Annotated in this window: 22 protein-coding genes and 1 riboswitch; of the genes, 11 read left to right on the plus strand and 11 right to left on the minus strand. The window is 43.5% G+C overall.

Features of this window, described 5'->3' with window-relative positions; genetic code table 11:
* Positions 1 to 264: 264 nt before the first annotated feature.
* Both purH and purD read left to right on the plus strand, forming a co-directional pair.
* Complete coding sequence (purH, locus tag PTE_RS09840; protein WP_036845745.1) at positions 265 to 1854, plus strand: bifunctional phosphoribosylaminoimidazolecarboxamide formyltransferase/IMP cyclohydrolase; 1590 nt, start codon at positions 265 to 267, stop codon at positions 1852 to 1854.
* Between the two features lie 21 nt (positions 1855 to 1875).
* On the plus strand, positions 1876 to 3159 hold the full coding sequence (gene purD / locus PTE_RS09845; protein WP_036845747.1) for a phosphoribosylamine--glycine ligase: 1284 nt from the start codon (positions 1876 to 1878) through the stop codon (positions 3157 to 3159).
* 18 nt (positions 3160 to 3177) lie between these two features.
* Here the strand turns inward: purD and PTE_RS09850 are convergent, their stop codons facing one another.
* The 6 genes from PTE_RS09850 to nudC form a co-directional block, all read right to left on the minus strand.
* Positions 3178 to 3819 (minus strand): DUF1481 domain-containing protein, encoded by a 642-nt coding sequence (locus PTE_RS09850; RefSeq protein WP_036845750.1) that lies wholly within the window; start codon positions 3817 to 3819, stop codon positions 3178 to 3180.
* A gap of 65 nt (positions 3820 to 3884) precedes the next feature.
* Positions 3885 to 4157, minus strand: coding sequence for a nucleoid-associated protein HU-alpha (gene hupA / locus PTE_RS09855; protein ID WP_036845753.1), 273 nt, complete (start codon positions 4155 to 4157; stop codon positions 3885 to 3887).
* Positions 4158 to 4343: 186 nt separating this feature from the next.
* Positions 4344 to 4934, minus strand: coding sequence for a YjaG family protein (locus PTE_RS09860; protein WP_036845756.1), 591 nt, complete (start codon positions 4932 to 4934; stop codon positions 4344 to 4346).
* Positions 4935 to 5011: 77 nt separating this feature from the next.
* Positions 5012 to 5680 carry a deoxyribonuclease V gene (nfi, locus tag PTE_RS09865; protein WP_036845759.1) on the minus strand — a complete coding sequence of 223 codons (669 nt, stop codon included), beginning with the start codon at positions 5678 to 5680 and terminating at the stop codon, positions 5012 to 5014.
* Between the two features lie 4 nt (positions 5681 to 5684).
* The gene (gene hemE / locus PTE_RS09870; protein ID WP_036845762.1) at positions 5685 to 6749 is read right to left on the minus strand and encodes a uroporphyrinogen decarboxylase; all 1065 of its coding nucleotides are present in this window, start codon (positions 6747 to 6749) and stop codon (positions 5685 to 5687) included.
* A gap of 108 nt (positions 6750 to 6857) precedes the next feature.
* Positions 6858 to 7625 carry an NAD(+) diphosphatase gene (nudC, locus tag PTE_RS09875; RefSeq protein WP_036846534.1) on the minus strand — a complete coding sequence of 256 codons (768 nt, stop codon included), beginning with the start codon at positions 7623 to 7625 and terminating at the stop codon, positions 6858 to 6860.
* A 157-nt stretch (positions 7626 to 7782) separates the two neighbouring features.
* On the opposite strand from nudC, the gene PTE_RS09880 reads away from it, so the two are divergent.
* The 9 genes from PTE_RS09880 to PTE_RS09920 all read left to right on the plus strand — a co-directional run bounded on the left by PTE_RS09880 (position 7783) and on the right by PTE_RS09920 (position 16018).
* A complete protein-coding gene (locus PTE_RS09880; RefSeq protein WP_036845765.1) occupies positions 7783 to 8445 on the plus strand; it encodes an HAD family hydrolase in 663 nt (220 codons plus the stop codon).
* A gap of 55 nt (positions 8446 to 8500) precedes the next feature.
* Positions 8501 to 8627, plus strand: a riboswitch (TPP riboswitch).
* Positions 8628 to 8735: 108 nt separating this feature from the next.
* Positions 8736 to 10664: a phosphomethylpyrimidine synthase ThiC gene (gene thiC, locus PTE_RS09885; RefSeq protein WP_036845769.1), complete on the plus strand. Its 1929-nt coding sequence runs from the start codon at positions 8736 to 8738 to the stop codon at positions 10662 to 10664.
* Complete coding sequence (gene thiE / locus PTE_RS09890; RefSeq protein WP_036845772.1) at positions 10657 to 11295, plus strand: thiamine phosphate synthase; 639 nt, start codon at positions 10657 to 10659, stop codon at positions 11293 to 11295. The genes thiC and thiE overlap by 8 nt, the downstream gene beginning before the upstream one ends.
* A gap of 22 nt (positions 11296 to 11317) precedes the next feature.
* Positions 11318 to 12067, plus strand: coding sequence for a HesA/MoeB/ThiF family protein (locus tag PTE_RS09895; protein WP_036845775.1), 750 nt, complete (start codon positions 11318 to 11320; stop codon positions 12065 to 12067).
* Positions 12064 to 12264 carry a sulfur carrier protein ThiS gene (gene thiS / locus PTE_RS09900; RefSeq protein ID WP_036845778.1) on the plus strand — a complete coding sequence of 67 codons (201 nt, stop codon included), beginning with the start codon at positions 12064 to 12066 and terminating at the stop codon, positions 12262 to 12264. Before PTE_RS09895 ends, thiS begins: the two co-directional genes overlap by 4 nt.
* Position 12265: 1 nt before the next feature.
* On the plus strand, positions 12266 to 13033 hold the full coding sequence (locus tag PTE_RS09905) for a thiazole synthase (RefSeq protein WP_036845781.1): 768 nt from the start codon (positions 12266 to 12268) through the stop codon (positions 13031 to 13033).
* A complete protein-coding gene (gene thiH, locus PTE_RS09910) occupies positions 13033 to 14172 on the plus strand; it encodes a 2-iminoacetate synthase ThiH (protein ID WP_110742868.1) in 1140 nt (379 codons plus the stop codon). The genes PTE_RS09905 and thiH overlap by 1 nt, the downstream gene beginning before the upstream one ends.
* A gap of 568 nt (positions 14173 to 14740) precedes the next feature.
* Positions 14741 to 15217 (plus strand): carbohydrate binding domain-containing protein, encoded by a 477-nt coding sequence (locus tag PTE_RS09915; protein ID WP_036845784.1) that lies wholly within the window; start codon positions 14741 to 14743, stop codon positions 15215 to 15217.
* Between the two features lie 315 nt (positions 15218 to 15532).
* Positions 15533 to 16018, plus strand: a complete 486-nt coding sequence (locus PTE_RS09920; RefSeq protein ID WP_036845787.1) for a carbohydrate binding domain-containing protein — start codon at positions 15533 to 15535, stop codon at positions 16016 to 16018.
* A 104-nt stretch (positions 16019 to 16122) separates the two neighbouring features.
* On the opposite strand, the gene PTE_RS09925 is transcribed toward PTE_RS09920, so the two are convergent.
* From PTE_RS09925 to PTE_RS09945, 5 genes are read right to left on the minus strand one after another with little or no spacing between them, the layout of a single operon-like run.
* Positions 16123 to 16704: a DUF1349 domain-containing protein gene (locus tag PTE_RS09925; protein ID WP_036845789.1), complete on the minus strand. Its 582-nt coding sequence runs from the start codon at positions 16702 to 16704 to the stop codon at positions 16123 to 16125.
* 14 nt (positions 16705 to 16718) lie between these two features.
* A complete protein-coding gene (locus tag PTE_RS09930; RefSeq protein ID WP_036845792.1) occupies positions 16719 to 17870 on the minus strand; it encodes an MFS transporter in 1152 nt (383 codons plus the stop codon).
* A gap of 60 nt (positions 17871 to 17930) precedes the next feature.
* Positions 17931 to 18563, minus strand: coding sequence for an HAD family hydrolase (locus PTE_RS09935; RefSeq protein ID WP_036845795.1), 633 nt, complete (start codon positions 18561 to 18563; stop codon positions 17931 to 17933).
* 13 nt (positions 18564 to 18576) lie between these two features.
* Positions 18577 to 19638 (minus strand): zinc-dependent alcohol dehydrogenase, encoded by a 1062-nt coding sequence (locus PTE_RS09940; protein ID WP_036845798.1) that lies wholly within the window; start codon positions 19636 to 19638, stop codon positions 18577 to 18579.
* Positions 19638 to 20888 (minus strand): class-III pyridoxal-phosphate-dependent aminotransferase, encoded by a 1251-nt coding sequence (locus PTE_RS09945; protein ID WP_036845801.1) that lies wholly within the window; start codon positions 20886 to 20888, stop codon positions 19638 to 19640. The genes PTE_RS09940 and PTE_RS09945 overlap by 1 nt, the downstream gene beginning before the upstream one ends.
* Between the last annotated feature and the right edge of the window lie 365 nt (positions 20889 to 21253).

Below are 21253 nucleotides of genomic sequence, written 5' to 3' on the forward strand. Positions count from 1 at the left end.
GAAAATTGATCGTTTGATTAATCCCACAGCAAAACCCCACTTTATACTCATATATCAACAGACTTATCCACAAATGGTTAGTTGGGTTAAAATTTATCGAGCATCACGCAAACGTTTTCGTTACAATTCGATGGCTAAAATCATTGCGTGGTTTTAGCTGACTGTTCTGAAATATTATTGCAGTGCCCATTTTTTATGTCCTGATAATAGTGGGTTCTTCCCAATAACATGTTATTGCCTTATAAAATCCAAGGGATCAAACCAATGCAACAGCTTCGTCCAATCCGTCGTGCCCTACTTAGTGTTTCCGATAAATCAGGGATTGTTGAATTTGCAAAAGCCTTATCTCAACGCGGTGTTGAATTACTTTCTACTGGCGGAACAGCCCGTTTACTGGCTGACTCTGGTCTGAAGGTTACTGAAGTTTCAGATTACACCGGCTTTCCTGAAATGATGGATGGACGCGTTAAGACCCTGCATCCTAAAGTACATGGCGGAATCCTTGGTCGCCGCAGGCAAGATGATGAGATCATGGAACAACACCAAATCTCACCAATTGATATGGTAGTTGTGAATCTATATCCATTCGCTCAAACCGTTGCCAGACCAGATTGCACTTTGGAAGACGCTGTTGAAAACATTGATATCGGCGGACCAACGATGGTTCGCTCTGCGGCTAAGAACCACAAAGATGTCGCGATCGTAGTTAATAGTAATGATTATGAAAAAATCATTGAAGAGATGGATAACAATCAAGGTTCACTGACACAATCGACCCGTTTCGATTTAGCCATTAAGGCATTTGAACACACCGCTGCTTATGACAGCATGATTGCTAACTATTTTGGCAAACTGGTTCCGCCTTATTACGGTGACATCACTCAACCATCAGGACGCTTCCCTCGTACCCTGAATCTGAATCTCACTAAAAAGCAGGATATGCGTTATGGCGAGAACAGTCATCAGGACGCCGCTTTCTATATAGAAGAGAATATCTCTGAAGCGTCTATCGCAACGGCAACTCAATTACAAGGTAAAGCGCTTTCCTATAATAACATTGCAGATACAGATGCAGCTTTGGAATGTGTTAAAGAATTTGCAGAGCCTACCTGTGTTATCGTTAAGCACGCTAACCCATGCGGTGTAGCAATAGGTAAAGATATTCACGAAGCCTATAATCGCGCATTCAAAACAGACCCTACCTCAGCTTTCGGCGGTATTATCGCGTTCAACCGCGAACTTGATACTAAAACTGCACAAGCCATTATCGATCGCCAATTCGTTGAGGTAATTATCGCTCCTTCAATAAATGAAGATGCATTACCCGTATTGGCTACCAAGCAAAATGTCCGTGTTCTGGTCAGTGGAGAATGGGAAACCCGCGTTGCTGGTCTTGATTTCAAACGTGTTAATGGCGGCCTACTGGTACAAGATCGCGATCTTGGTATGGTAACTACAAATAGCTTACGTGTAGTTTCCAAACGTCAACCCACTGAACAAGAAATGAAAGATGCCCTGTTCTGTTGGAAAATCGCTAAATTTGTCAAATCAAATGCAATTGTTTATGCAAAAAATGATATGACCATCGGTATCGGTGCAGGTCAAATGAGCCGCGTCTATTCTGCAAAAATTGCTGGAATTAAAGCCGCCGACGAAGGTTTGGAGGTTCAGGGGTGTGCAATGGCTTCTGACGCATTTTTCCCATTCCGTGACGGCATTGATGCAGCAGCGGCTGTCGGTGTGAGCTGTGTTATCCAACCAGGCGGTTCTATCCGTGATGACGAAATCATTGCAGCGGCTGATGAACACGGTCTCGCCATGATTTTTACTGGCATGCGCCATTTCCGCCACTAATCAATAGCAGGAGTGAACTAAATGAATATTTTAATTATTGGTAGCGGTGGACGCGAGCACGCTCTGGCATGGAAAGCAGCTCAGTCTCCTTTGGCTGATAAAGTCTATGTCGCTCCAGGAAATGCAGGAACTGCACTGGAAAGCAATCTGGAAAATATTGATATCTCCGCGACAGATATCAATAACCTGTTAGCATTTGCACAAAGCCATAATATCGGGCTGACTATCGTTGGTCCTGAAGCGCCATTGGTCATTGGTATTGTCGATGCATTCCAAAAAGCAGGGTTGACTATCTTTGGCCCAACTCAAGCAGCTGCTCAATTAGAAGGCTCAAAAGCATTCACCAAAGATTTCCTGGCACGCCATCAGATCCCAACGGCGGCTTATCAGAATTTTACAGAAATCGAACCGGCTCTCGCCTATCTGGATAAAGTCGGCGCACCTATTGTCATAAAAGCTGATGGGTTGGCTGCGGGTAAAGGTGTGATTGTTGCAATGACTCTGGGAGAAGCTCAGTCCGCCATAAAAGATATGCTGGCTGGAAATGCATTTGGTGATGCAGGCCATCGGATTGTTATTGAAGAATTTTTAACTGGCGAAGAAGCGAGTTTTATTGTTATGGTCGATGGCAAGAATGTTGTTCCTATGGCAACCAGCCAGGATCATAAGCGCCTAGGTGACGGTGACACGGGTCCGAACACTGGGGGAATGGGGGCCTATTCACCCGCTCCGGTCGTCACCGATGCAATCCACCAACGTATTATGGAAGAAATTATTTATCCTACTGTTAATGGTATGGCTGCTGAAGGTCATATCTATATGGGTTTTCTTTATGCCGGGTTGATGATCAACCAGAATGGCGAACCGAAAGTGATTGAATTTAACTGTCGCTTTGGTGATCCGGAAACCCAACCAATCATGATGCGAATGCGTTCCGATTTAGTTGAACTTTGTTTGGCCGGTGCAAAAGGCAAGCTTGCGGGTAAAACTTCTGATTGGGACGAACACCCTGCTCTGGGTGTAGTGCTGGCTGCCGGCGGATATCCTGCTGATTATCACAAAGGGGATATTATTCATGGCTTGCCCCAACAAGAAAATGAAAGTAGCAAAGTTTTTCATGCAGGTACGGTACTGAAAGATGGTGATGTTATTACCGCAGGTGGACGTGTTCTGTGTGTTACCGCCTTGGGAGAAACCATTGCCGATGCACAGAAAAATGCTTACCAGCAAGCAGAAGAGATTGAATGGAGTAGCTGTTTTTATCGCAAGGATATTGGATACCGGGCAATTAACCGGCTGAAATAATCACAAAACTGACGGAGGTCAGAGGCTGTCCTTCGTCGGTTCCCAACGGCAGAAGTCGTTATTGGCTACCAACAGTAATTCACGGCCAGCCGAAGCTTCCAACCAGGCAATTGTTAATTGACCGTAACTGCTTTTTTCGCGCTGTTCAAGCCATGACCTCGCGTAAGGTTCAAACTCGACGGCAATCGTGTCACCTGCACAGGTAGTGACCTTGCCGTTATGCCAGTGCCCTTGCATCAAACGCACATTTCCCACGATCAACGCATCACTTAACTCAAGAACCCGTTTAGCATCAAACTGCATGCGAACAATATCATCACTGGAAAGTGGTTCACGCCGGGTTTTTGACTGCTTTTGCATAAAAATCACATCACCGGATTTATCTAAACGAAGTTGTTCAGCCAATGGATTTTCATTATGCAGAATTTCACGACGAATTTGGCGTAAATCGCCCTGTTTATATTCATAAAAAGTCACGATGGTATTGCCATTACGGTAAGGGCTGTAAACACTCATTAGAACCAGAGGCTTACTATTTTGATCGTTGAGGCGCCACAAGCGGACAACGCCATCATCTGCGATGAATCCACTTGCACTAAAAGAAGGTTCTTTTGGTTGATTGGTACAGGCGCTGAGCGCGAAGACGAATCCTAGTGTCATCAGCCCCTGACGAACCAACAAAAGGGGATAAATACCCCTTCTATCTTTTCTTTTTTGCAATGAAATTATGTAACTGCGACATTCAGGCCCTTGCCAGCAGAGAAAGCAGGTACGTTCGCAGCAGCGATTGTAATTTCTTTACCGGTTTGAGGGTTACGGCCAGTACGCTCTGCGCGATGGTTAACTTTGAAAGTACCAAAGCCCACCAGTTGTACTGAATCACCTTCTTTCAGGGATTCAGTAATTGCATTCAAAGTTGATTCCAGAGCAGCCTTCGCCTGAGCTTTGGTCAGGTCTGCGCTTTCTGCGATTGCATCAACTAATTCAGTCTTATTCATAGATTATCCTTACAGTGTGTTTATCGTTTGCAAAGCATCGAGTGCGACGGATATGCCGAATGACAGCACCCCTGCATACACGCACCGATAGCCACTTCTTTTCACCCCCCAAATGTAGAACAGAGTGGGGGCAAAAGTGAAGCCTTTGAACATGGCATTTAAAGCATTAAATCACGTTTTTTCACTTTACTGCGTTAAATTTATGCCTATGTTGCTAATTCCTGACTCCCGGAGGTCAGCTTTCAATCCTTTAATCAACTCAATATCCCGCTCTTCACAGCCGGCCAATAAGCGATAAATTTCCCATTGAATGTCCCACTCTTGTTCAATGGCAGGTAATACTCTTAATTCTTCATCGGTCATTTCTTTCCCGGCATGAGTCATTTCAAGCATAGCAACGGTGCGAATTGAAATTTCACTCACTGCAATTGTATGCTCCAATGTTTCACCACTCAGACGGGAATGGATAACTTCCCCTAACGCAATACACGCATCAATTGCCGGGTACACACCGTAAATATCGTAATCATCGGCTGACGGAATAATTTGTTCCAACTTTTCCAGCTGATTATCAAAATTAACCTTGGCATCTTTTACAACTAATATTTCCCACACCAAATCCAAGATACGGCGGTAAAGAGCAGGTTCTGCAAACGCTGTCTGACGACAGAACATCTGGTAATTTGGATACATCCGTTCGCATAAACTCGCCATGAAAGTCAGATGCTGCCAGCTTTCAAGTTTTTCCAGCCGTAAATGTATCGGGTTTCGTAACATTAGTTCTTACTCATTAATGCATAATTTGCTTCGCAGTTTACCTGAAATTCAAGAAGATCCACACGCTTACACCGAATTTAAGGATTTTTCTGCATCATTTGTTCAAAAAACGCCCTATTTGAGGCGATACCATCCGCCCAACGGGTAGTTTCAGGTAGGCGATAACCTCTCACACAACGCTCTACCCATAGCAATGCACTATCAAGACTGATTCTGTGTCCTGTAGAAATATACAATGGATTACAACGTTTTTTACTTCGCCATACCCAACCAATCTGCTCCTCTTTATCAATCAAAGGCTGGCAACTGCCGGGTTGCTCACCCAATGGTTCACTTTCACCACATAAACGACGTTTTGCCACGCCAATCGTAGGTACATTCGCCAATAAACCAAAATGGCTGGCAACGCCTAAACGACGTGGATGAGCAATACCATGGCCATCCACCATGACCAGATCAGGTGTATGTTTCAGCGACTGCCAGGCAGCCATCAATGCAGGATATTCACGAAAAGAGAGTAAACCAGGGATATAAGGAAGTGTAGTTTCAATTCGGGCTATCTGATACTCCACCAGTTCAAGGGCAGGATAAGAGAGAACAGCGATAGCTGCGCGGGTAACCGTTCCCTGCTGTTCAAAGCCCACATCAGCACCAGCAATCAATTTTGGTGAGGAAAAATCATCATAATGGATGACTTGCTGAGCCTTTTCTATTTGTTCCTGACGTAATGCTTTCGTGTTAATCATATTCTTACTGATGATATTTAGCTGAAAGTTTATGTACCGCTTCAACAAATACACCAGCATGTTCCGGCGATACATCTTGATGGATACCATGACCAAGGTTAAAAACATGACCAGAACCCGCACCAAAACCTTGCAAAATTGTCGAAACTTCCTGCTCAATCCGCTCTGGAGAGGCATATAACATAGATGGATCCATGTTGCCCTGCAAAGCCACTTTACTCCCTACACGACGACGTGCATCAGCAATATCTGTCGTCCAGTCCAAACCAAGGGCATCACAACCCGTTTCAGCCATTGCTTCCAGCCATTGCCCACCGCCTTTGGTAAACAATGTTACCGGCACACGGCGACCTTCATTTTCACGGATCAGGCCATCAACAATTTTGTGCATATAACGCAGGGAAAACTCGCGATAATCCCGCCCCGTCAGCACGCCTCCCCAAGTATCGAAAATCATCACGGACTGAGCGCCCGCTTTAATCTGGGCATTAAGATAAAGAATAACACTGTCTGCCAGTTTACCCAGCAATAGGTGCATGACAGCGGGTTCGGCATACATCATTTTTTTGATTTTAGTGAATGCCTTACTACTACCGCCTTCCACCATATAAGTCGCCAGTGTCCACGGGCTACCGGAAAAGCCAATCAAAGGAACCTGACCCGCCAGTGCCTTACGGATGGTACGCACTGCATCCATCACATAACCCAGCTCCATTTCAGGATCAGGAACCGGCAGTTTTTCAACATCAGCACGACTTAAAATAGGGGACTTAAAACGCGGGCCTTCACCTGCCTCGAAATAGAGTCCCAACCCCATTGCATCAGGAATAGTGAGAATATCAGAGAAGAGAATCGCCGCATCCAACGGATAACGCCGTAAAGGCTGTAAAGTGACTTCGCAGGCAAGTTCAGTATTCTTACATAGAGAGATAAAATCACCTGCCTCGGTACGGGTAGCCTTATATTCCGGCAAATAGCGACCAGCCTGACGCATCATCCATACAGGTGTAACATCAACGGGTTGGCGTAGTAAGGCTTGCAAATAGCGGTCGTTTTTCAACTCATTCATAACAGGCTCCATTTATTTATTGGCCGCAATATTATCTGGCTGCAATGATTTGCTGCCATTGTAACATGACAGGCAAATCTCTCCCGTTGAATCGCACCAAACAGTACATTACGCATTTCGGCATAAAGCAACCGTATCTTCAATCAACCGGCGGGCAATCGTATTGGCTGGCGGGATCAATGGCAGTTGATCATAGCGATACCAGTCTGCGCTAATCAGCTCTTTCGGATCATGACGGATTTCACCGCTGTCATAATCAGCCAGAAATGCCATCATCAATGAATGAGGAAAAGGCCACGGCTGAGAAGCCACATAACGTAAGTTACGGACTTTAATATTACTTTCTTCCATTACTTCGCGGGATACCGCTTCTTCGAGTGTTTCACCTACTTCGACAAATCCCGCTAGTACTGTGTACATATTCCCGCGATGACGTTGATGCTGCGCCAGCAAAATCTGATCATTACGGCGAATACCGACAATAATGCAAGGCGCAATCTGCGGATAATAACGCTCATGGCAGTGGTTACACAAACAAGCCCATTCACTGACACTGTGGTACATTTCATTGCCACAATAACCACAATATTGATGAGCACGATAAAACTCTGCTAGCTGTACTCCCCGACCAGCTAACTGAAACAATCCGCACTCACTTGAAACAATTTCCCGTAGCGAAACCATATCGGAAGACATTTTTTGACGAATAAGCCAAACTTTCTCTCCCTGCCATTCACCAATAGGCAATGCTATTTTTCCTTGCAGTGACCATTGAGCCGCTATTCCAAAGGGTAATTCACCTTTAGGGAGCCAAATACGATTTTCATAGCTAATAATCCACCAGCCACGTTCTGTACCTGTAATTTGTTGTTGCATCATCACTATGACATCTTAAATTATTCTAATATGTGTATAAATCATACGCTTTTTCATCAGAAAAAGAGTGTCTTATTATATATTGTATTGCCTGACCAGGCAGTGACAGGCATGATTCTCAGCTATTAATGTGCTTTGACCTGAGGAACACAACATCATGCCACAACCGCTTGCAGTGTTCGATCTGGATGACACCTTAATCTCCGGTGATTCCAGCGCTATATGGACAGAATTCTTATGGGAAAAAGGCATAATTACTGATCCCAGCTTTATCGAAGCAGACAAAAAAATGATGGCTGATTACAGCGCAGGTATGCTGAATATGAATGACTATCTGGCATTCAGCTTGGAAACATTACATCAGGTTCCGCTAGAGCGGGTTGATGTCTGGCTCACCGAATTTGTTAAAGAGAAAATCAGACCACGGTTTTACCCACAAGCCAAAGCTCTGCTTGAAGAGTATCAACAGCAGCAGGTTCCAGTCATGATTATTTCAGCCACCGTCTCTTTTATTGTGAAAAAGATAGCTGCCGAATTGGGTATTCACACTGCGCTGGGCATTGATATGGTAATAGAAAATGGCTGTTATACCGGCAAAATAGACGGTATTGCCACTTTTCGTGAAGGTAAAGTAAAACGAATGAAACAGTGGTTGGAGCAACAAAACAGTTATCCTGAAACTATCCGTTTTTACAGTGATTCGATTAATGATCTGCCGATGTGTCAGTTTGCCAATGAGGTGATTACTGTCAATGCCGATACTCGTTTGCAAGCTGAGGCAAAACAACATAGCTGGAAACAATTAACTTGGTCATTATAAATACTTTCATTTATCAAGGGTTGTAGTTTTCATAATCCCTTCTATACTTATGCCTACTTTCTTGTCGGAGTGCCTAGCGTAAGCTGTTTTATCGCAGCATACACAGGCTGAGACCGTTAATTCGGGATCCGCAGAACCTGATCGGGTTAATACCCGCGAAGTGGAACAAGAGTAATCAACCGCTGTCGGCTCACCCGGTTTTCTTACCAAGAGTCCATCCAGCCATCAATTATTACTCCCTGCGAGCTCCAGACAAGCAACTTTCCCAATAACACGGTTAGGAATTTGCTATGTCTAATAATATTGTTATCCCTGCAACTGATATTTCACCAAAACCCAGCACGGCACGTCCACGTCAAGCTCAACGCGATGCCGCTCAGGAATTTATTAATTCTATTCAGGGAGTCGCATTCCCTAATTCTCGACGAATTTATCTCCAAGGTTCACGTGACGATATCCAAGTCCCAATGCGGGAAATTCAGTTATCGCCCACTTTAATTGGTGGAACTAAAGAAGAACCGCGATATGAGGAAAACGAAGCTATCCCTGTTTACGATACTTCTGGTGCTTATGGCGATCCTGATTCCATGCTGGATGTGCATGTTGGGTTAACTAAATTGCGCCAGCAATGGATCGGCGAACGCCAAGATACAGAACCCGTTACTGCCCTCAGCTCTGATTTTACTCAGCAACGCCTGGCGGATGCCGGTCTCGATCATTTACGTTTCAATAACCGCCCTCATCCATTAAAAGCAGGTAAAGGCAAACGCGTTACGCAATTGCACTATGCCCGTAAAGGCATCATCACACCGGAAATGGAATTTATCGCACTGCGGGAAAATATGGGACGTGAACGTATCCACGGCGATGTACTACGCCAACAACATGCCGGGCAAGGCTTCGGCGCTCAGTTGCCAGAAAATATCACACCTGAATTTGTCCGTCAGGAGGTCGCGGCTGGCCGGGCGATTATTCCTGCCAATATCAATCATCCTGAATCAGAACCAATGATTATTGGTCGTAATTTTCTGGTGAAGGTTAACGCCAATATCGGTAACTCTTCGGTAACCTCTTCTATTGAGGAGGAAGTGGAAAAGCTAATCTGGTCTACCCGTTGGGGAGCGGATACGGTAATGGATCTCTCCACTGGCCGTTATATCCACGAAACCCGCGAATGGATCTTACGTAATAGCCCGGTTCCTATCGGTACAGTCCCCATTTATCAGGCTCTGGAAAAAGTTAATGGCGTAGCGGAAAACCTCACCTGGGAAATGTTCCGTGATACCTTGCTGGAACAGGCAGAACAAGGGGTGGACTACTTCACTATTCACGCAGGCGTTCTGCTGCGCTATGTCCCGATAACAGCCAAACGCCTCACCGGGATCGTTTCCCGCGGTGGCTCAATTATGGCGAAATGGTGCTTATCTCATCATCAGGAAAACTTCCTCTACCAACATTTCCGCGAGATTTGTGAAATCTGTGCTGCTTATGATGTTTCGCTATCCTTAGGAGATGGCTTGCGCCCCGGTTCTATTCAAGATGCCAATGATGAAGCCCAGTTTGCAGAACTACACACATTAGGCGAACTAACCAAAATTGCCTGGGAATATGATGTTCAGGTGATGATCGAAGGCCCCGGACATGTGCCAATGCAGATGATTCGCCGCAATATGACAGAAGAATTGGAGCACTGTCACGAAGCCCCTTTCTATACCCTTGGCCCACTGACGACAGATATTGCGCCAGGTTATGACCATTTCACTTCGGGCATTGGTGCAGCGATGATTGGCTGGTTTGGCTGCGCCATGCTCTGTTATGTGACGCCGAAAGAACATCTTGGTCTGCCAAACAAAGATGATGTTAAGCAAGGACTGATCACTTACAAAATTGCTGCTCATGCTGCCGATCTCGCCAAAGGCCATCCAGGCGCACAAATCCGTGATAACGCTATGTCAAAAGCAAGATTTGAATTCCGTTGGGAAGATCAATTTAATCTGGCGCTCGATCCAGATACCGCACGTGCCTATCACGATGAAACTCTGCCACAAGCCTCCGGTAAAATTGCTCATTTCTGTTCTATGTGCGGGCCTAAATTCTGCTCGATGAAGATCTCTCAGGAAGTACGCGATTATGCCGCCGGTATGGAACAGATGTCAGAAGAATTCCGCGCCCGCGGTAGCGAGCTGTATCACAGTGCGGAGGGAATCTCTCATGAGTAATCTGCCTAACGCCCCATTTGCCCCGACGGAACACAGATTGGGGCTGTATCCGGTCGTGGATTCACTGGAGTGGATTTCCCGCCTGTTAAAGGCAGGAATTACCACCATCCAGTTACGAATCAAAGACTTGCCAGAAGATCAGGTAGAAGAAGATATTAAGCAGGCCATCACGCTCGGCCACCAATATAACGCCCGTTTGTTTATTAACGATTACTGGCAACTGGCGATCAAGCATGGCGCTTACGGTGTTCATCTGGGGCAGGAAGATTTGGATAACGCCGATCTGAATGCAATCCAGGAAGTCGGATTGCGGTTAGGCATTTCCACTCACAATGAACAAGAATTGGCACGGGCAAAATCTTTACGTCCATCTTATATCGCCCTCGGCCATATTTTCCCGACGACTACCAAAACAATGCCCTCTTCCCCACAAGGGCTAGCAGCACTAAAACAACAGGTAGAAAACACACCGGATTATCCTACTGTCGCTATCGGAGGCATCTCTCTTGAACGTGTACCGGATGTTATTGCTACAGGAGTTGGTAGTGTGGCACTGGTCAGTGCGATTACCAAAGCAAAGGATTGGCGTCAGACAACCGCGCAATTGCTTCATCTGGTTGAAGGCATTTAGTTGAAGGTATTGAGAGGTTCTTATGCTGAATGATCAAGAATTTATGCGTTACAGCCGACAACTGTTGCTGGAAGATATCGGCCCTGAAGGGCAGGAAAAACTGAAAACCAGCCGTGTACTGATTGTCGGTCTGGGAGGGCTGGGTGCCCCTGCGTCTCTTTACCTCGCCGCAGCAGGTGTGGGAACAATTTATCTCGCAGATGATGACCAACTGCACATCTCCAATTTACAACGACAAATCCTTTACCGCACTGAGGATATCACTTCATCAAAAGCTGAACTTGCAGCTAATCAGCTCAATGCACTGAATCCACTGGTAAAAGTAACTGTTCTTAATCAACGTCAAGATGTGGAATCCTTGAAAAAAAGCGTAAAACAGGTCGATCTGGTTCTTGATTGCTGTGACAACATGGCAACCCGCCATGCTATCAATGCGGCTTGTGTGGCCACGCGAAAACCCTTAATCAGCGGCAGTGCCGTTGGGTTCAGCGGTCAGCTTATGGTGTTTGAACCCCCTTATCCTCATGGCTGCTATACCTGTCTCTACCCTGATCAGGAAGAACCACAGAGGAATTGCCGAACTGCGGGTGTATTAGGTCCGGTAGTCGGCGTCATCGGCACCTTGCAGGCATTGGAAGCCATCAAAATGTTAACCGGAATTCCCTCTCCGCTAAGTGGCAAACTCCGGCTGTTTGATGGTAAGCAGCAAAGCTGGAGCACGCTACAGCTCAGTCAATCGCAGCAATGCCCAATCTGCGGAAATATGGCATGAAAATTACTATAAATGACCAGCTGATGGAGCTTACCGCTCCTCTGGCTCTACAACAATTACTGGAACAACTTGAATGGTCACAACCGGGAACGGCATTGGCCATTAATCAAACCATTATTCCGCGTTCGAACTGGAGTACGCACCAAGTTAATGACGGGGACAATATCCTTTTATTTCAGGCTATTGCCGGAGGTTGATATGTTAAAAATCGCTGATACTACTTTTGATTCCCGTCTGTTTACTGGTACAGGCAAATTCGCTAATGCAGATTTAATGATTCAGGCTATAGCTGCCTCTGGCAGTCAGCTTGTCACGATGGCGATGAAACGCATTGATTTGCAGGGAGGTAATGACGCTATTCTGGCACCATTACAAAAACTTGGCGTCAAATTGCTGCCAAATACTTCTGGAGCCAAAACCGCAGAAGAGGCTCTGTTCGCGGCCCGTCTGGCCCGTGAAGCGTTGGCAACAAACTGGATCAAACTGGAGATCCATCCTGATGTGAAATACTTGCTGCCCGATCCGGTCGAAACGCTCAAAGGCGCTGAAATGCTGGTCAAAGACGGATTTGTCGTTCTACCTTATTGCAGTGCGGATCCTGTTTTGTGTAAACGTCTGGAAGAAGTGGGCTGCGCGGCAGTCATGCCTTTGGGCGCGCCGATTGGCTCTAATCAGGGACTGCTAACCCGGGATTTCCTGCAAATTATTATTGAGCAAGCACAGGTGCCAGTGGTTGTCGATGCGGGCATCGGCGCACCAAGCCATGCACTGGAAGCGATTGAACTGGGTGCTGATGCCGTATTGGTCAATACCGCTATTGCCGTCGCGCATAACCCAGTAAAAATGGCACAGGCATTTAGCATGGCAATTGCAGCAGGCGAATTATCCTATCAGGCTGGTTTAGCAAGTCGAAAACAACACGCTGTTGCATCCAGCCCATTGACTGATTTTCTGGGAACGTTCTAATGGCTAATCATCTTTTGAACAACAGTTTTGGTTATCGCTGGCAGCAACTGGGTTGGGATGACATTACCCTTCGCATTAACAGCAAAACTTCGCAGGATGTCGAACGGGCATTGGGCAGCCACAAATTAAATCTGGATGACTTTATGGCACTGCTCTCACCAGCGGCGAAATCCTATATAGAACCGCTGGCACAACAGGCACAGAAATTGACTCGTCAACGCTTCGGTAATACCGTTGATTTTTATGTGCCGCTTTATCTCTCGAATTTGTGCGCCAATGATTGCACCTATTGTGGATTCTCAATGAGTAACCACATCAAGCGCAAGATACTAAATGAAGATGAAATTATTGCAGAATGTCAGGCGATTAAAGCTCTGGGCTTTGACAATCTGCTATTAGTCACGGGAGAACATCAAAGTAAAGTAGGTATGGACTATTTCCGCCGTTATCTGCCACTTATCCGTGAACATTTCAGTTCCATAATGATGGAAGTCCAGCCAATGACTCAGGAAGAATATTCAGAACTCAAAACGTTGGGGCTGGATGGTGTAATGGTTTATCAAGAAACCTATCATGAACCAACTTATCGGCTGCATCATCTACGGGGTAAGAAACAAGATTTTCATTGGCGACTAGAAACACCGGATCGTCTTGGCCGGGCAAAAATTGATAAAATTGGTTTAGGGGCATTAATTGGCCTATCTAACCACTGGCGGACAGATTGTTATATGGTGGCTGAACATTTACTCTTTTTACAACGCACATACTGGCAAAGTCGTTATTCAATTTCATTCCCACGTTTGCGGCCTTGTGCCGGAGGTATTGAACCTGCATCATTAATGAGTGAAGCAGAACTGGTACAACTGATTTGTGCTTTTCGTCTGTTTGCTCCAGATGTGGAACTTTCTATTTCTACCCGGGAATCCCCCTTCTTTCGCGATCACGTAATACCACTGGCAATCAATAATGTCAGCGCAGGTTCGAAAACCCAACCCGGTGGTTACGCAGACAATAGCCACGAAGAATTAGAACAATTTACTCCGCATGATAATCGCTCCGTTTATCAGGTCGCGGATGTATTGATTAAAGCAGGGTTACAACCTGTCTGGAAAGATTGGGATAGTTATTTAGGCCGATAATTTAATTTTCTTTCTTCTCAAATAATTCGATTTTAAATAAAATCGCTTAACAGGCAATAACGACAAGAAATAGGATTTAATATAACAAACTGTCTGGTGATAATACCAGGCAGTAAAATACAGAAAAATACGATAAAAAATAATTTCCATTTGAAATATCTATTTTTAATTTTAAATAAAAACTCATCCATATAGCTCTAACCAACATTAGAAAATATATTTTTTATGAATATTTTATTTCTACATAACCGTTTTATGCACAATTAAAATTTAACTTTTAACATACAAATACATTACTCGTCGATATACAAATCATCTACATAAAATAAAAATCAAAATAAAATTCCAATTAATACCAACAAATAATGAGAATAATGGCCCATGTATACTAAATATATCGAAAATTTCCCTCATTTGTTTTATTTTTATACCAATTTTCTCAAATTACAATTCACCACCAACAAAAAATACAATTGAGTATTATCCCATTATTGATAAAGTGCCCCCCGAAAAACAAAGCGCGGAAAGAAATTAAATTCATTTCTATTTATTTAAAAAGGACTAATATATGAACGTACAAGAAATCCTGAATAACGAAGATTATTCTGACAACAAGAAAAACTCTCATAAAGAACTGGTTAACGGCTCATTCGAAGAAGGATATAACGGCTGGAGAATCCCGGCCCCTGAATCAGTAGAAATCTTATCTGAAGATGACATTCACTTTCTCAGAATCCAAAGCGTTACCGGTTCTGGCGTCATTGATCAAATTATAGAAGGATTAGAACCTAACACTAAATATAAACTAACAGCTACAGCGCGCGTATCAGCAGAATGGGCCTCATCAGCTTATTTTGGTTTACAGAGCCGTACCGATGGCCCCGAATCTTTTGCTGTAAACAGCACCGATTTTACAACGGGCTCGGTAGAATTAAGCACAGATCAAGAGGGGCTTTTACGCGTTTATTTGCTGAAAGACCAAGTTGGCCATCGACCAGACGGAGAAACCGCTGACTTTACCGGTTTTGTTTTAGAAAAAGCCTAACTATTTAACTTCGAAGTAGTTTGACATTAAAACACACCCGGAACAGGAAGCTCCGGGTGTTTTAATATTGGTTGAGAAAATAAACCCAAAAATTATAAATTAATATTTTAACTGGAATATAGTTAAATTATTTTAAAACAAATTCCCATCGAAATAATTTAGCCCTATCATTTATTTTCACATTAGTTATCACAAATATCATTTTCAATCAAAAAACACGATTTAATATTTTTTCATTGTTGATAAAATGTTTACCGAAAAGAGTCTATTAAGCAAGACTAAATTTAATTGTTATTTATTTAAAAGGACTAATATATGGATATGAAGAAAATGCTAAATAGCGCAGATTATTCTAATACAAAAAACGCGAATAAAGAGCTGGTTAATGGTTCATTTAACGAAGGATATCGTGGCTGGAGAATCCCAACCCCTGAAACTGTAGAAATCTTATCCGAGAATGGTGTTAACTTTCTGAGAATCCCAAGTTATTCTGATTCTGGCATCATTGATCAAATTATAAAAGGATTGGAGCCTAATGTTAAATATAGACTGACTAGTACAGCACGCTTATCAACAAAAAAAATACCACAAAGAGCCTTGCCAGCTTATTTTGGTTTACAGAATCGTACATCTGGCCCCGAATATTTTGTTGTAGATAGCTTCAATTTTACGACCGGTTCTGTTGAATTAAATACAGATGAAGAGGGATTATTACGCGTTTACATGCTAAAAGACCAATTTGTCGCCCTCCCAGAAGAAGCAACCGCTGACTTTACCGGTTTTATTTTAGAAAAAGCCTGAACATTTAACTTTGATATCGTTTGACATTTCAACACCCGAAGCTCATTGCTTCGGGTGTTTTAACGTCTGTCTCAGCAAATGTAATTCTTCTAAAAGAATCCTACCTAACTTAAATCATGCAATGGTTTCTTTATTGGTGGTGTAAGTCTGAAATCAGAAAATTTCACCTGTAACCCTTGACGTTCTGGAGAACAACACATTGCGCCAACAAAGACACGTTGTTTATCCTCAAGAAAAGGAGATAACCTTAATAATGGCCACCGTAAACCATCAATAGAATATTGAAGCCTTAAATACCCTTCTTCACAGGTCAGACGTAACCAGAATTTACTCGCATTACCCGGAAATATTCCCATAGACCAATCAGAATGGTGGCGTGTAAGTACACTACCAATGGTGGCCTGCCCGTCAGAATATTCAACTCCCCCTTTCAACCAATGTTTTTCATCCACTAATAGCATGATTCCTGCTTGATCGTATAAATGTTCAAAGCATCCTTCAATACAGAGTTGAAAGGTAAAATTATCCTCAATATAACGTCCAAAAACATGACCACTATGACGTTGAAAACCATACCATGTTTGTTGCCAAAAATCGGTTTTGTGATCTGTAGCAACATTAAGCCAGTCGTTTCCAGCTTGCCAATCAGATGGTTCATTAAGCCAATGATATTGTGACAAACTCATAGGAACTCCCTCTATCATCTTCCGCTTGGATTAATAAATTTATATCCTGCAAGTAAGGAAACAGAGAGTAAAGCAACACAAGCAAAAGCACCATGTAATGTCACAATATGTGCTATTCCCCCGATAATTGCAGGCCCCAGTAAGATACCTGAATATCCCATTGTAGAAACCGCCGCAACTGCCAGCGAGTCAGGCATAATTTTCTGTTGACCGGAAGCAGTGAAAAGCATTGGGGCTATATTAGATAATCCAGCCCCCACCATCAGGAAGGAAAGTCCTAATATTATTGCTGTTGATGCTGAGTAAATAAGGATAAATCCAGAAGTCGCTAATAAGGCACTACTGATAAAAACCCGCCGGTGTCCATAAAGGGCAATGATCTTATCCCCCAAAAAGCGACCAGATGTCATGGCAATAGCAAAAAGGGTATAACCGATTCCAGCCTGATGGCTGCTGATATTATGTACACTGGTTAATAATATACCACTCCAGTCCAGCATTGATCCTTCCATGATATAGGCAACAAAACAGAGAAAGCCCAGCAAAATAACGATGCCATGGGGCACAGCAAAGAATGGTGTATTGCCCGATTCTGCTTCGTTCAACAACCCACTCCATGCCGGCAGTAGCAATAAAACAATCAGTAATACCGCCATTGACATCACCTGAAGGGGTGATATTCCCAGAGACAATAATGCACTGACCGAGCCTGCACCAGCTATTCCCCCCAGACTAAATAACGCGTGAAAGCCGGACATAATTGGCCGCTGAGCCATTTTTTCAACCATAACAGCGTGGATATTTACTACAACATCCATCGCACCAATACCTGCACCAAAAACAAATAAAGCGCAGGCCAGTGTCAACGGTGTAGGTAATACACTAAGACCTGGCAACATCACTAACACCAACAGGGCACATAAAGTGAAAACTTGCCGACATCCAAAACGTGCAGCCAACATTCCTGCCATCGGCATCATGATGAAAGAGCCAATACCGAATGCCAGCATCAGAAGCCCCATAGCGCCATTATCAAGTTGCAGCCGTTCTTTAGCTAAAGGAATGAGGGGAGCCCAACTTGCAAGACTAAAGCCGGCAATAAAAAAAGCGACGCGCGTCGCCATGATGGGTTGTTTTACCAAAGAGACCATATTCAGATCAGACAACTCATACTCCTTCTATATAAATAAAAACGCCCTCCGATGTGACTCACGGAGGGCATTAAATTATGCAAAACTAATCCTGGAAAATTGCGGAATATCTGTCAGCACTCCGATAATACGGGTTGCCTGTTGATACTGTTCTGCAACGGATAACGCATGAGGCCAGGCATACACATAGGGAATACCTGCCTGTACTGCTGCTGTAATCCCCAAATCTGTATCTTCAATTACCAATGTTTGATGAACATCCATCGACTTCAATTCCAACATGGCAAGATAGGGATCGGGATTCGGTTTCGTTCTTACAACATCGTCGCCGGAGATCAACGCTGGGCTTTCGCTCAATCCCAATAATCCAATATTAGCCAAACACACTTCACGCGGCGCAGTAGAGACAAAACCAAAAGGAATGCTGTGCTGTTGTAAAGCCTCTATCAGCCTGGCAATCCCTGGGCGAAGGTAACTTTGGGACAGCTTATCTTTGTAAACAGAAACAATTTTGTCAGTGATCTCTTGCTGCTGCTGAGCTGGAACCCCAATATAATCCAGCGTTTCTTTCAAACTCAGACCGATAAGTTGCTGCGGTTGTACATGATGTGTGTAATCAGGAGCCAACGCACAAAGAACATCAAAGTGCAATTGCTCACTATCGACAATGACCCCATCAATATCAAAAATCACATTAAATTTATCCATGTGAAAAACTCCATTAATTGAGATCGGAAATGCGGATCAGCACTTTACAGTTTGGAGTATAGAGCGGTTTTTGGGTTTTGCTCGCAATATCGCAACCCACAGTGAGAAAAGCCTGCAAGTAATCATTAAAATCAAAGATCTGACTGACCAGACGACCCGCCGGAATAATACCATCACGGATCATGGTATAAGCACGTTCAAAGCTGTTATTCAGAGAATCAATAGAACCAATGACTGAAAGGCTCTTATCCGCAATTTTAAGAATATCAAGGCTGGCATGTTTATCTTTAAGCGCAACATTCAGCAATTTTCCGCCAGGCGCTAGATGTTCGAAAATGTATTCGGTTAACTGTCCGGTAGTATCTACACATAGATCGATCAATGCCGATTTATCGCCATATTTCTGAACCAAAGCCTCATCAAAATCAGTATACAACTCACACTCTGGGGGCAGGTTTTCTCTGGCAAACTGAACACGACTTTCATTTTTCTCGACCATGAAAGCCTTGACGCCCCTGGCATGTAAAGCCCAAATGTAGAGCATCCCCATTGGACCTGCGCCAGCCACTGCTGCACGAATATTAGTATGAGTGATACCCAGCTTATCGACACCGGTTAATGTACAACTAAGCGGTTCGGTAAGTGATGCCTCTTCCATGCTGACATGATCATCCAGTTTTATCAGTGAACTCTCTTTAGCCAGATACTGTTCAGCAAATGCTCCGTCATAGGAAACCCCAGCTTCGGTTCCCAATTTTTTTTCACAATGATTTGGGCTTCCTGTCTGGCACATCCGACAATGCCCACAGGAATAAGTTGGGTTGACCACCACGCGGTCACCCACGTTAAAACGCGTGACACTTCTTCCTATTTGAGTGACAACCCCCGTCGTTTCATGACCGAGAGTCGTCCCTGGAATCGCAACAGGGTAAGAGCCCGTGATAATCCCAACATCCGTACCACAAACGCCACAAACCGCAATATCAACCACCACATCATCAGGCTCAACACAGTGTAACGGCTCAACATCCCGGATTTGAACATCCCATACCTGATTAAATTTAAGTGCTTTCATTACGCTACCTCCTTGTTGTCCAGCATATCTAAAGTCAGCTCAGCAAAAGTCAGATCCAATTTATGCAAAATTTCGTTTAAATGTTCCTGAGTACAAATTAATGGAGGACGAACTTTGAGTGCACGGCCCTTCCCATAACGAGAACCCCGGATGATCAAATTATGATTGTTCGCAGTTGCAATCGCTTTTGCAGCAAATTCCGGTGATGGTGTATCAAAACCAAACATGTAACCAACGCCTCTGACACCGGTAATTTCTGGATATTTACGCTGTAATGCTAATAAGCCATTACGCAAATAAGCTTCGTGACTCTGCACATTCTCCAGAACATGTTCATCTTCGATAATATCGATAATTTCGTTGAGAGCTGTGAGTGAAAGAGGGTTAGCGCCTGATGTGCTGGAATGTTCGAAAGACTCTAATACATCCAATGAACTACGCATCAATACACCACCGGTAGGAATACCTATGCCACCAGCGCCTTTAGCGAAAACAATAATATCTGGTTCTAATTCTTTGGCGTAACCAGTTGATGCGAAGAATGTTCCTGTGCGTCCAAACCCTGTCTGCACCTCATCTGCGATAATGATAATGTCATGTTTATGGCAGATATCTCTAATCTTACGGTAAAAATCAACAGGGAAAACGATATTTCCACCATTTCCTTGAATAGGTTCAATAATTAGGCAAGCAATATTGTCATTTGAGCCCAATTGAATAAATTGTTCCAGGTCAAAATACTGATTTGGTTCTGTACTCGGTTCCAATTCAGACATGACGCTGGCAGGAGTTGGCACTTTTAAAGAACCATCAATATTGACATGAAAATCTTTAATTCTAAAAGCATTACCAGAAATTTGCGCTGTAGCTAAAGACTGACCATGATGAGCCAGAAAGAAAGAGATAACCCCTGACCGCCCTGTTGCTTTTTGAGCAATACGAATGGCACATTCAACCGCCCCGGAGCCGGAAACATCCCGCAACCATATTCTATTAATTCCTTCAGGGGTATGTTTAACTAATTTATTCAGAATATATTGCGACATTTCATGAGTATAAGCTGAACTCAAATGTGTACATCTGTCGATTTGCTGTTTTAATTTTTCTGCTATTCTGCGATTAGTGTACCCAAGTGGAAGGTTAAATGTTCCCGAAGCCGCATCAATATACTTTTCACCATCTATTTCCAGATAAGGACCGTTCCCAACAAAACGAGAAAGCATATCTTCAAACCGTTTTCCATTTTCCATAATCTTATCACCTTAATTAACCATTTCTAACTACAAGAAAGCACAACAATCGCGAACAGGTAAGAGAATATTTACTAAAAACTAATTTATATCAATAAAAAACCGATAAAAACCACAAAAACATTTAAAAAATTAAAGTATTTTGTATAAAAAACATTATTATTTTGAATGCATTGCTAATTACATACTGAACTGCTAGTAAATATGGCTAGTATAGGTAATTCTGTTTAAAATCCTGTAGAACAGTCCGAAAATCTTGAATTCTGCCTCAAACGATAACCATGAGAATATTTGTATAGCCTATAACTATTCCTTATATGATAGGTGACCATCTTGATTATTTCTGATTTGTCAGAAATGATATG

It is taken from the genome of Photorhabdus khanii NC19 (assembly GCF_000517265.1).
Classification (GTDB): Bacteria; Pseudomonadota; Gammaproteobacteria; order Enterobacterales; family Enterobacteriaceae; genus Photorhabdus; species Photorhabdus khanii.